Source organism: Gemmata algarum, from assembly GCF_034097035.1.
GTDB classification, from domain to species: Bacteria; Planctomycetota; Planctomycetia; order Gemmatales; family Gemmataceae; genus Gemmata; species Gemmata algarum.
Genome location: NZ_JAXBLV010000023.1, coordinates 1 through 11,980, shown reverse-complemented (window position 1 = coordinate 11,980; position 11,980 = coordinate 1). Strand labels below are relative to the sequence as shown.

13 protein-coding genes are annotated in these 11,980 nt (G+C 71.9%); all 13 read left to right on the top strand.

Annotated elements, in window-relative coordinates; all coding sequences use genetic code 11:
* The first annotated feature begins 480 nt into the window (after positions 1-480).
* On the top strand, positions 481-1,326 hold the full coding sequence (locus R5W23_RS03945; RefSeq protein WP_320685205.1) for a hypothetical protein: 846 nt from the start codon (positions 481-483) through the stop codon (positions 1,324-1,326).
* A gap of 641 nt (positions 1,327-1,967) precedes the next feature.
* Positions 1,968-2,723 (top strand): terminase small subunit, encoded by a 756-nt coding sequence (locus R5W23_RS03940; protein WP_010047379.1) that lies wholly within the window; start codon positions 1,968-1,970, stop codon positions 2,721-2,723.
* On the top strand, positions 2,638-4,173 hold the full coding sequence (locus R5W23_RS03935) for a hypothetical protein (RefSeq protein WP_320685204.1): 1,536 nt from the start codon (positions 2,638-2,640) through the stop codon (positions 4,171-4,173). The genes R5W23_RS03940 and R5W23_RS03935 overlap by 86 nt, the downstream gene beginning before the upstream one ends.
* A 128-nt stretch (positions 4,174-4,301) precedes the next feature.
* The gene (locus R5W23_RS03930; protein ID WP_320685203.1) at positions 4,302-5,051 is read left to right on the top strand and encodes a DUF6948 domain-containing protein; all 750 of its coding nucleotides are present in this window, start codon (positions 4,302-4,304) and stop codon (positions 5,049-5,051) included.
* A gap of 5 nt (positions 5,052-5,056) precedes the next feature.
* Positions 5,057-5,854: a DUF6948 domain-containing protein gene (locus R5W23_RS03925; RefSeq protein WP_320685202.1), complete on the top strand. Its 798-nt coding sequence runs from the start codon at positions 5,057-5,059 to the stop codon at positions 5,852-5,854.
* A gap of 4 nt (positions 5,855-5,858) precedes the next feature.
* Positions 5,859-6,680 (top strand): DUF6948 domain-containing protein, encoded by an 822-nt coding sequence (locus R5W23_RS03920; protein ID WP_320685201.1) that lies wholly within the window; start codon positions 5,859-5,861, stop codon positions 6,678-6,680.
* Positions 6,681-6,685: 5 nt separating this feature from the next.
* Positions 6,686-7,420 carry a DUF6948 domain-containing protein gene (locus R5W23_RS03915; RefSeq protein WP_320685200.1) on the top strand — a complete coding sequence of 245 codons (735 nt, stop codon included), beginning with the start codon at positions 6,686-6,688 and terminating at the stop codon, positions 7,418-7,420.
* A gap of 4 nt (positions 7,421-7,424) precedes the next feature.
* Positions 7,425-8,135, top strand: a complete 711-nt coding sequence (locus R5W23_RS03910) for a DUF6948 domain-containing protein (protein WP_320685199.1) — start codon at positions 7,425-7,427, stop codon at positions 8,133-8,135.
* A gap of 4 nt (positions 8,136-8,139) precedes the next feature.
* On the top strand, positions 8,140-8,925 hold the full coding sequence (locus R5W23_RS03905) for a TIGR02996 domain-containing protein (protein ID WP_320685198.1): 786 nt from the start codon (positions 8,140-8,142) through the stop codon (positions 8,923-8,925).
* Positions 8,926-9,147: 222 nt separating this feature from the next.
* Positions 9,148-9,507 (top strand): hypothetical protein, encoded by a 360-nt coding sequence (locus R5W23_RS03900; protein ID WP_320685197.1) that lies wholly within the window; start codon positions 9,148-9,150, stop codon positions 9,505-9,507.
* A gap of 15 nt (positions 9,508-9,522) precedes the next feature.
* Entirely contained in the window at positions 9,523-9,771 is a 249-nt protein-coding gene (locus tag R5W23_RS03895) for a hypothetical protein (protein ID WP_261188200.1), read from the top strand.
* A gap of 298 nt (positions 9,772-10,069) precedes the next feature.
* Entirely contained in the window at positions 10,070-10,300 is a 231-nt protein-coding gene (locus R5W23_RS03890) for a hypothetical protein (RefSeq protein WP_320685196.1), read from the top strand.
* Positions 10,301-10,549: 249 nt separating this feature from the next.
* On the top strand, positions 10,550-11,980 hold a 1,431-nt coding region (locus R5W23_RS03885), incomplete at its 3' end, for a phage portal protein (protein ID WP_320685195.1).

Below are 11,980 nucleotides of genomic sequence, written 5' to 3'. Positions count from 1 at the left end.
TCAGGGAGGGGCTGGGGGTGGGTTGCCTTTGCTCCCCTCCCTTCAGGGAGGGGCCGGGGGTGGGTTGCCTTCCCCCCTGGTCACCCCCGGTCACCCTCTGGTCACCCCCGGGTGACCGCCGTAACTCCTTGCGGCGCAAGGCGTGGTCACCCGCGGTCACCCCGGTCACACCCTCTCTACCCCCCGTAACACTCCGCCGCCCCCCCTGGCGCGTGTGTAACGAGCGCCGGACCACGTTACACCGGCGACACGTTACACCGGCGAGCCGGTGTGCGATGGACAAAAACAGGAAACAGGGTGACCAGGGTGACCAGGGGTGACCACTCCTTGCGCCGCAAGGAGTTACGGCGGTCACACCCCCCGGCCAACCGGGTGACCGGGGGTGACCACAGGAGCGCGGAGGGCGGGGCGCGCGGCCCCGGTGTCATTGGTTGAGTAGCGGCCGTGTTGCGCGCGCCGCACCGGCGGAGGAGCAGTTGTATGACGGAACCGATCCCGGCGCTGCGGTTCGGGAACGTGACGTACCACTTCCCGTTCGCGCGGCTGATCCGCTCGCACACCGCGCAGGAGCGGGACGAGCTGGCGGCCAGCATCCGCGCGCACAAGCGGGTGCTGGTGCGGGTGGTGACCTACGACAGCCCCGCGTGGGGCGAGCGGTGCGTGATCGACGGCGCCGCCCGGCTGGAACTGGCCGCCGAGCTGGGGCTGGACGTGCCGGTGCAGCACCGCGGGCCGCTGGGCGACGAGGCGGCGCGGGCCGAGTGCCTGGCGCTGAACGTGGACCGGCGGCACCTGACGCCCGAAGAACGGCAGGCGGTGCGGGCCTCGCGGGTCGAGCGGGTCCGCGCCGCCCGGGACGACGGCCGCTCGCTGCGCGAAATCGCCCGGGCCGAGGGCGTCAGCCCGACCCAGGTGGCCCGCGACCTCGCCGACGCCGCGCACGCGGGTGTAACCCCCGTTACACCGGAGTCGCGTGTCGCGGGTGTAACGGGGGTTACACCGGAGTCGGGTGACGCGGGTGTAACTCCCGTTACACCGGAGTCGCGTGTCGCGGGTGTAACGGGGGTTACACCCGCGCCGGGCGGGGGCGGCGACGACCGATCGCTGAAGGCGCTGGAGCGGGGGCTGCGTGCCCTCGTGCGGGCGGACCGCGGGCGGGTGGCCGGGGCGCTGCCGGACCTGCTGCGCGGCCCGCACCGGGACCGGCTGGAGCGGATCGCCGCCCGGCACGGGGTGCCGCTGAGCGGGGACCGCTGGCCGCTGATGGACGCGCTGCTGGCGGTGGCGTCGGACCTGCTGGCCGAGATGGGAGTAAGGCAAAAGTGAAAAGGCAAAAGGCAACTCACCCCCGGCCCCTCGCCGTGCTCGCCGGCCCGGTCAGCGGAGCTTCCGTGGGCCGGCGGAAGGGAGGGGAGGAAAGGCAACCCACCCCCGGCCCCTCCCTGAAGGGAGGGGAGGAAGGCACGAGTGCACCGATTCCGCCTCGGGTCCGCGGTGGTTTTGCTCCCCTCCCTTCAGGGAGGGGCTGGGGGTGGGTTGCCTTTGCTCCCCTCCCTTCAGGGAGGGGCTGGGGGTGGGTTGCCTTTGCTCCCCTCCCTTCAGGGAGGGGGCCGGGGGGTAGGTTGCCTTTGCTCCCCTCCCTTCAGGGAGGGGCCGGGGGTGGGTCGCCCCGCACGCCCCCTCTCTCGCCCCGGGACCAACGCTCCCGGCGCCACCCCCTCCCTTCAGGGAGGGGGCTGGGGGGTAGGTTGCCTTTCCTCCCCCTCCCTTCAGGGAGGGGCTGGGGGTGGGTTGCCTTTGCTCCCCTCCCTTCAGGGAGGGGCTGGGGGTGGGTTGTCTTCGGTCTTGCTCCCCTTCCCTTCCGCCGGCCCACGGAAGCTCCGCTGACCGGGCCGGCGAGCACGCGGAAGGGGGCCGGGGGGTAGGTTGTCTTATTTTGCCTTTACCCTTTTACCTTTTGCCTTCTCATGAAGCTCACTCCCCGGCAGCAGCGGTTCGTGCAGGAGTACCTCGTGGACCGGAGCCCGTCGGGGGCGGCGGTGCGGGCCGGGTACAGCACGCACTCGGCGCGGAAGATCGGCGAGCAGAACCTGAAGAAGCCGCCGATCGCCGCGGCCATCGCCGCCGCCACCGGGTGCGCCAAGCCGCCCGAGCGGCCCGCCCTCACCCCGGACGCCGTGCTCCAGCGGCTGTGGCTCATCGCCACCGCCGACCCGAACGAGATCATCGAGCACCGCCGCACCTGCTGCCGGTACTGCCACGGGGACGGGCACCGGTACCACTGGACCCAGAGCGAGCTGGACGCCGCCCGCGCCGCCCACGCCGAGGGCAAGAAGGCCGACGAGCCGTTCGACCCGCTGGGCGGCCCCGGGTACGACCCGCGCCGCCCCCCGGCCCCCAAGTGCCCCGAGTGCTTCGGGGACGGGGTGGGGGCCGTGTACGTGAAGGACACGCGGCGGCTGTCCCCGGGCGCCCGGGCGCTGTGGGCCGGGGTGAAGCAGACCAAGGACGGGGTGGAAGCCCGGCTCAACGACCAGCAGGCCGCCCTGGTCACCGTGGCCCGGCACCTGGGCATGTTCACGGACGCCGGCGCGGCCAAAGACACGGACCTGCCCGACCTGTCGGGGATCACCGCCGATGAACTCGACCGACTGCTCGCTGCCCTGCGGCCCCTCTTCGCTCCGCCGCCTGTGGGGGGCGGCGGAACGGGCGGGCGCCCGTGACCTCACCCCGGGCGCGTGGAACGCCCGGTTCCTGCCGCACTACTTCGGCCGGTTCCCGCCCGCGGACTTCCACGCCCTGTTCGACCGCGAGCTGCACAACCTGCACCTCACCCGCGGGGTGAAGCGGTCGGACATTGCCCCCCGGGGCGGGGCCAAGAGTACGTGGAAGACCCTGGCGTACCCGCTCCGGTGCGCCGCCGAGGGGTGGGAGCCGTACACCCTGATCCTGTCCGACTCCAGCGACCAGGCCGACCTGCACCTGCGCCACATCCGCAAGGAACTGGAGGAGAACGAGGTGCTGGCCGCGGCGTACCCGGAGGCGACCGGGCCGGGGCCGGAGTGGAAGCAGTCGCGCATCCGGCTGCGGAACGGGTCGCTGGTGGAAGCTCTGGGGAGCGGCAAGAAAGTACGCGGCCGGCGAAACCGGAGCGAGCGCCCGAGCCTCATCATCTTCGACGACATCCAGAGCAACGAGGACGTGACCAGCCCGGTCATGCGCCGCCGCGCGTGGGAGTGGGCGACGCGCGAGGTGATCCCGGCGGGGAACGAGCGGACCAACTTCCTGGCGGTGGGCAGCGCGCTGCACCGGGAAGCGGTGGCGGTGCGGCTGGGGCAGCTCCCGGGGTGGTCCGGGCGGGTCCACCGGGCGGTGCATTCGTGGCCGGAACGGGCCGATTTGTGGGCAGATTTCGAGCGGATCGCCTCGAACATGGCGGACGACGGGCGGGAGGCGACGGCGCGGGCGTTCTACGCCGAGCACCGCGCGGAGATGGACCGGGGCGGGGTGGTGTACTGGCCGGACCGCTTCCCACTCGTTGACCTGATGCTGGTACGCGCGGCGGTGGGCGGCAGCGCCTTCGAGAGCGAGTACCAGGGCGTACCGGGCACCCTGGAGGGGGCGGAGTGGCCGCCCGAGTGCTTCGACCGGCCGGACCTGTGGTTCACGGACTGGCCGTCGGACCTGGTGCTGCGGCTGCAAAGCCTGGACCCGTCGAAGGGTGTGAGCGACAAGGCGGACTACCAGGCGCACGTGAAGCTGGGGCTGTCGCGGTTCGGGCTGCTGTACGTGGACGCGGAGCTGCGGCGGGAGCCGGGCTGGGTGGAGCGGGCGATCGACATCGCGGCGGAGTGGCGGCCGGTGGAACTGGTGGCGGAGGCGAACAACACGATGGGGCTGCTGCGGCCGGCGGCGGAGCGGGTGCTGCGGGAGCGTCGGGAGCAGGGGCGGGTGCTGTCGTTCGTGTACACGGAGAAGATCAACAGCGCGCCAAAGGCGATCCGCATCCGGGCGCTGAACGACTACCTGCGCCGCGGCCAGATCCGGGTGCGCGGCACCCCGGGCGGCCGGGTGCTGGTGGAGCAACTGCGCGACTGGCCCAACGGCGACCACGACGACGGCCCGGACGCGCTCGCCACCGCCGTGATCCGCTTGCAGGAGCTGGTGGCGTGAGTGGGGCGCGTCACCTCGGGAACGAACGCGCCCGCCCTGGAACCGCGCACACGCGCCGTGTACGTTTGCAGGAGCACTTGAAGACGCGAGCCGCCGGACCGACCCGGAACGACTGGAGCGGAACTGCCGTGACCGTGGAAGAAGCCGCCCTCCTTCGCGCCATCGCCGCCGTGCCGGGCGAGGTGACGGCGCGGCTCGCGTATGCGGACTGGCTCGACGAGCACGACCGCGGCATCGAAGCCGCCTGGGTGCGCCACGAGGGCACGGCCCCGCCCCGGGTGAACGTGCTCGCCGGCGGCGGTCACGGCGAAGGCGAAGGCAACGGCAGCGGCCATTGTTTTGGCAACGGCTACTGGCGCAGGCAGGGCAACGGCTACGTCAGCGGCTACGGTTCCGGTCACAACAACACTGGCAGCGGCGGTCGTGGCCGCGGCTACGGCTGCGGAGAAGGCTACAGCGACTTCAACAACGGCTCCGGCAGCGGTTGCAGCTATGGCTGCGGCGAGGGCAACGGTAGGGGCTACGGCAACTGCTTCGGTTACGGTGATAAACCCACAGGACCATTCAAGTCCCACATTACACACGAGGAGTTTCCCATGCCTTCACCCGGTGCGTACGTGATCGTGCGTTCGCGGGATCAGGGTTGCGTGTGCGGCGAGTACCGGGGTCACCACGGTCGGGAGGTGGTGCTGGGGAAGGCGCGTCAGATCTACTCGTGGGAGGGCGGTCGTCTGACGCTGTTCGACTTCGCGGTGGTGCCGGGTCCGTGCCGGGTGTCGCGCGAGGCTCCGGGTGAGGTGGTGATGCTGGAGGCGTGCGGGATCATCCCGACGACGGCCGAGGTCGAGGCGTTCCTGCGGGCGCACCCGGGCGAGTGACACCCATGACCGACCCCGACGAAGCCGCGCTCCTTCGCGCCATCGGTGCGCACCCGGGCGAGGTGACGGCGCGGCTCGCATACGCGGATTGGCTCGACGAGCACGGCCGCGGGATCGAAGCCGCCTGGGTGCGCGACGAGGGCTCCCCACCGCCCCGGGTGACCCGAGTCGGCGGCGGCGATGGTGACGGTGGCTGCGACGCCGACGGCACCGGCACCGGCGATGGCCACGGCAGCGGCAACGGTGATGGTGACGGCGACGGCTACGGTGACAGCAACGGCGACGGCTACGGCGATGGTACGAACTGCGGCGACGGCGGCGGCCGCGGTGACGGCCGCGGCTACGGCGCCGGCGGCGGGGGCTGTGAAATCGACGACTACAGCATTCGCGACGGCAACCACGGCTACGGCCGCGGCTACGGTTACTGCTACGGCAAAGGTACGAACTGCGGCGACGGCCACGGCAACGAGGCCAGCGCCGCCCGAGAGTTCCGCCCCCTGATTCCCCACGAGGAGTTTCCCATGCCGGCGCCGGGTGCGTATGTGATCGTGCGTTCGCGGGATCAGGGTTGCGTGTGCGGCGAGTACCGGGGTCACCACGGGCGGGAGGTGGTGCTGGGGAAGGCGCGTCAGATTTATTCGTGGGAGGGGGGCCGGCTGACGCTGTTCGACTTCGCGGTGGTGCCGGGGCCGTGTCGGCTGTCGCGCGAGGCGCCCGGCGAGGTGGTGATGCTGGAGGCGTGCGGGATCATCCCGACCACGCCCGAGGTGGAAGCGTTCCTGCGGGCGCACCCGGGGGAGTAGCACCATGACCGACCCCGACGAAGCCGCGCTGCTCCGCGCCATCGCCGCGCACCCGGGCGAGGTGACGGCCCGGCTCGCGTATGCGGACTGGCTCGACGAGCACGGCCGCGGGATCGAAGCCGCCTGGGTGCGCGACGAGGGCACGGCCCCGCCCCGGGTGACCCGAGTCGCCGGCCGCGGCAACGGCTACGGTGGGGGCGGGGGCGACGGCGACGGCTATGGCGACGGCTACGGTTCTGGCCACGGCGAGGGCGACGGCGAGTGCGATGGCTACGGCTACGGCAGTGGACACGGCGGCGGCCGGGGCGACGGTGGCGGCTACTGCCACGGCGACGGCTACAGCCGCGGTGACGCCGGCTTCGGGATCGGCGACGGCGCCGGCAGCGGCCGCGGCGACGGCCTCGGCGGCGGTGAACTGCTCAGCTACGGTGACGGCCGGGGGGATGGCCGGGGTGACGGCCGGGGCGATGGCGACGGCAACGACTATGGCCACGGCGGCTACGGAACCCCAAACAAGCCCCACATTACACACGAGGAGGTTCCGATGCCGTTGCCGGGTGCGTATGTGATCGTGCGTTCGCGGGATCAGGGTTGCGTGTGCGGTGAGTACCGGGGGCACCACGGGCGGGAGGTGGTGCTGGGTAAGGCGCGTCAGATCTTCTCGTGGGAGGGGGGCCGCCTGACGCTGTTCGACTTCGCCGTGATCCCCGGGCCGTGTCGGCTGTCGCGTGAGGCGCCCGGTGAGGTGGTGATGCTGGAGGCGTGCGGGATCATCCCGACCACGGCCGAGGTGGAAGCGTTCCTGCGCGCGCACCCGGGGGAGTGATACCCATGACCGACCCCGAAGAGGCCGCCCTCCTCCGCGCCATCGGTGCGCACCCGGGCGAGGTGACGGCCCGGCTCGCGTATGCGGACTGGCTCGACGAGCACGGCCGCGGGATCGAAGCCGCCTGGGTGCGCGACGAGGGCATGGCCCCGCCCCGGGTGACCGCGGTCGGCGATGGCAATGGTGACGGTAGCGGAGCCGGCTACGGCGGCGGCGGCCGCTACGGCCGCGGCCACGGCCACGGCCACGGCTACGGCGACCAAGTCCGCTACAACCGTCGCCGCGCCGACTGCGGCGGCGTCGCTCACGGCGACGGCACCGGCCGGGGCAACGGCCGCTGCCTCGGCGACGGCGGCTGTGATGGTAGCGGAACCGGCGACGGTGACGGCGACGGCCACTTCCGCGAGCCCCGCGCCGCGCCCAAGCTCCAACACCTGATCCCCCACGAGGAGGTTCCGATGCCGTTGCCGGGTGCGTATGTGATCGTGCGTTCGCGTGACCAGGGCTGCGTGTGCGGCGAGTACCGGGGTCACCACGGGCGGGAGGTGGTGCTGGGGAAGGCGCGTCAGATCTACTCGTGGGAGGGCGGTCGTCTGACGCTGTTCGACTTCGCGGTGGTGCCGGGGCCGTGCCGGGTGTCGCGCGAGGCGCCGGGGGAGGTGGTGATGCTGGAGGCGTGCGGGATCATCCCGACGACGCCCGAGGTGGAAGCGTTCCTGCGGGCGCACCCGGGGGAGTGACACCATGACCGACCCCGAAGAGGCCGCGCTGCTCCGCGCCATCATCGCCGCGCCCGCCGACGACACCCCGCGCCTCGTGTACGCCGACTGGCTCGACGAGCACGGCCGCGGGATCGAAGCCGCCTGGGTGCGCGACGAGGGCACGGCCCCGCCCCGGGTGACCGACCTTGCTGGCGAGGGTGAAGGCGCTGGTGCGGGTGACGGCGGCGGCGATGGTGACAACGACCGGGGTCACAACGACGACCTCAACAACGGCCACGGCGATGGCACCGGCAGCGGTGAAAGCCGCGGCGGTTTCGGCTACTGCGACATCGACGGCACCGGTAGCGGCTTGGAAGGCGGTTACGCCCGCGGCTACGGGAACGGCGGGGGCTACGGCCACGGCGGCTACGGAACCCCAAACAAGCCCCACATTACACACGAGGATTTTCCCATGCCGTTGCCGGGTGCGTATGTGATCGTGCGTTCGCGGGATCAGGGTTGCGTGTGCGGTGAGTACCGGGGTCACCACGGGCGGGAGGTGGTGCTGGGTAAGGCGCGTCAGATTTATTCGTGGGAGGGCGGTCGGCTGACGCTGTTCGACTTCGCGGTGGTGCCGGGTCCGTGCCGGCTGTCGCGGGAGGCGCCGGGGGAGGTGGTGATGCTGGAGGCGTGCGGGATCATCCCGACCACGCCCGAGGTGGAGGCGTTCCTCCGCGCACACCCGGGCGAGTGACCCCATGACCGACCCCGACGAAGCCGCGCTGCTGGCCGCCATCATCGCCGCGCCCGCCGACGACACCCCGCGCCTCGTGTACGCCGACTGGCTCCAGGAGCAGGCCGCCGACGCCACCTGCGGCGAGTGCGACGCCGGCCGCGTGTTCGGCCGCGACGTGCAGTCGCTCCGGCCCGCCGGGGCGTGGCACACCTGCCGCCGGTGCGGCGGGTCCGGCCGCCTCAGCGACGGCCGCGCGGGCCGGGCCGAGTTCATTCGCGTGCAGTGCGAACTCGCGGCGCTGAACGACCGGCACCGCCGCGGCGACGCGACCCCCGCGGACGCCGAGCGGCTGGAGGCGCTCCGGCGGCGCGAGGGGCAACTGACCATGACCGTCTACCCGCGCGAGATCTGGCCCACCTTCGACTGGCTCCGCGGGCTCGGCATCAACCCCGACGCCTGCACGCTCGATTCCCGCGGCGGCTGGATCGCGGCGGTCACCTGCGACGCCGCGGTCTGGATCGCCCACGGGGACGCGATCCGCGCCCGGCACCCGGTCACCGCCGTGCGGCTGACGACGGCGCCGGAGGTCGGGTGGGTCCCGCCGGCGCACGGGCGCGACGGCTACTTCGCGTTCGCCCGCGACCCGGCCGCCCGGCGCATCACCTGGGCCGAGTACCGGGCCGGGTGCGCGGCGCACGCCCCGCCCGGCGAACCGGACCCGAGCGCCTCCGAATACAACCCGGATGTCGGCGTCCTGCTGGCGTGCCGGTTCGGGGGCGGGGTCGCGTTCGAGGTCCCGCCGGGCTGACGCCTTCGGGGCGGACGCATGCCGGGCGCGGGGCACCGTGAGCGTGCGCAGTAGCAGCAGAATGCCGCGCTCGCGAAGACCGCCGGAAAAATGTTCTGCGGCGAAGACTGCGGTGCGAATGACTTTCAGCTACAATTTCAGGGCACTGCGGTTATCCCCAACACTCGGTGCGCCTCGCGATTCGTGAGGCAGGAGGAAACGCGTGGCTGGCGGAGGTGGCCGATGAAACAGATTACCGCCCGAACACCACTCCGAATTGTGTTTTACCGTGACAAGGCCGACCGCAGTGTCGTTGTTGCCCACTGCCTGGAGTTCGATCTGCTCGGCTTCGGTGACACCAAGCACGAAGCCATGAACATGTTGTGCGAGGCGATCGAACTTCAGGTCAGCAGCGCGATCAAGGAACAATCGCCGAACGTCCTTTTCACGCCCGCACCGAGCGAATACTACGTCATGTTTGCGAAGGGCAAGGACGTGGCGATCGGCGAGATGGCGATCGAATTCGAGGCGCCGGACTACAAGATCGAAGGCGTGAGCGCCCGCGAGTACGAGGACGAGGACGCCGAGTGCGCGACGGCCTGATGCGAGGAGTCGCCCGTGGATCGTCCGCTCTCATTGCGTCAGCTCAGACGAGCCCTGTTCGCTTTTGGGGTGTTTGAGGATACCGGCCGGGGCAAGGGCTCTCATACGATGTTCTATAAGTACATCGATGGTCACAAGGTGAGCTTCCCGGTCCCGACGAGCCACGACACTCTTCCCACCGCTTACGCGAGGGCGGCGCGCAGAAAGTTCAAGCTGACCGCCGAAGACGGAGTTACTGACCAGCAGTTCTACGACAACACCTGAGCCCTGCCGGTTAACCGAGCCTTACCGACCCCCAGCAGTACGCGCGCCCGCCGATCAGGGGGCGCCCAGCCTGGGGGCAACTCGTCTGCGCCGCGCCGGCCGCCGGGCGGACGCCCTGCTGGCGTGCCGGTTCGGGGGCGGGATCGCGTTCGAGGTTCCGTTGGGCTGACGCCTCCGCACCTCGTGCGGCTGTCACGTCGGTTGGCGGCAGTGGCCGTGTCGGGAGAATTCCGGGCAACATTCGTTAGCGCTCCCCGATAACTTCTGGTAGCGCAAGACGCCCCGACGGAGCCCGACCATGTTCCTTTCACAAGCCGCCATCGACGCGGTGCTGGCCGTTGACCTGAGCTACGAACTGCTGTCCCGCCGCCCGGGCGAGAGCTGGCTGTCCGAGGGCCGGTTCCCCACCCGCGACGAGGCCCTCCGGGCCATGCCCGAGAGCCCGGGCGACTCGCGCTGGGTGGTGCTGCCGTCCCGCTCGCGCGCCCCCGAGGGCGGGTCGCCGGCCGGTGAAACCAAGGCCGACTGACGCGCGCCGGTGGTGCCGCTCGCCGCGGCCGGAATCCGGTCCTTTCACGTTCATGCGGCGCGTCCTGGTTCGGAGTGTGGTCCGCTCACTCCGTGAGCGGTCGCTCCGCGCATATGACTGGCTCCGCGGGCGTGCCGGCCCGTTACCGCGCCACGCACCCCCGATGCCCCGGGCGACCGCGCACGGAGTGAGCGGACCACACTCACAACACCCGCCGCCTCTCCCCCGCGCCGGTGCCATCGGCCGGGCATGTACCCGGCGATCACCCTGACGGCCCTCGACGCCCCCGCCCCGCTCCCCGAGCCGGACGCGCACGCGCACCTCCGCACCGCGCTGGCCGCCAAGGTGCGGCGGCTCGAAGAAACCCTCCTGTCGCTCGACAACCTGCTGGCCCCGCAGGACTGGCTGGACGCCGGCGACGGGTTCCCCGGTCCCGGCGGCTGGCGGGTGAACCGCCCGGCCCAGCGGACCCAGGACCGCACCCGCGCGCCCCTCTCGTACCTGAACGAGGAGGAGTGGCGCCAGCACGTCGCCCTGGCCCGCGACCTGTGTACCCGCAACCACCTGGCGCTCGGGTTCCGCGACCACGTCTCCAACTTCATCGGCCCCGTTCAGATCAGCTTCGTCCCCCGCGCCCGCGGCGCCGCTCCGGCGCTGGTGGCGGCGTGTACCCGCGCGTGGGCCGAGTGGTGCGAGTTCGCCGAGTGGGGGCAGGGCGAAGAGGACCGGGAAGAGGAGTGCCGGCGGCGGCTCATCGTGGAGGGCGAGACGACGCTCCGGTTCTTCGTGGGCGACGAGGGGTCGGACGGGCTGCCGTACGCGCGCCACGTGGAGCCGGAACTGATCCGCACCCCGCCCGGGGGCAGCACCGTGGACCGGTGCGGGTGGGGCGTGGTGACGGCCGAGGGGGACGACGAGCGCGAGGAGGGGCTGTGGGTGTGCGACCCGGCGGACGTGTCGCGCGGGCGGGAGGTGCCGGCGTCCGAGTACGTGCGGGTGAAGGGGAACGTGGACCGCACCGTGAAGCGGGGCCTGTCGGACTTCCTGCCGGTGGGCGAGCAGTTGCGGAAGGTGCTCGGGCTGCTGGACAACATGGCCCACGTGGCCCGGGTGCAGGCGGCCATCGCGTGGTGGGAGCAGTACCCGTCGGCGACGGCCGAGCAGGTGGCGGCGCAGGTGCGGCTGGGGGCCGACTACCACCGGCCCAAGGGGTCCCCGGGTTCGGCCGGGGCGGGCACGGAGGTGACCGGGTACGAGGCCGGGACGGTGGTGCGGACGGAGGGCGGGCGGGAGGTGAAGCCGGGTCCGGTGTCGAGCGGGACGGCCGGGTTCGAGGCGGTGGAGCGGATGGTGCTGCGCGGGGTCGGGTTCCGGTGGGGGTGCCCGAGCTACTTCAGCGGCGACGGCGACGCCAGCTTCGCGAGCGTGCTGGTGACGGGGTCGCCGTTCGTGCGGCTGACGCAGGCGCGCCAGGAACGTGTGAAGGCGTTCGCGTGCCGTGTGGCGTCGCGAGTGGTGGAGTTTTGTGAGCGCTCGGGGCGTCTGCCGCGTGGGGTGTCGAAGTGGGTGCGTGCGGTGGGCACGTGCCGGCCGGTGGTGATCGCGGACGAGGAGAAGAAGGCGCGGACGTTTTTGGCGTTGTACCAGCAGAACTGCGCGGACCCGGTGGAGTTCGTGCGT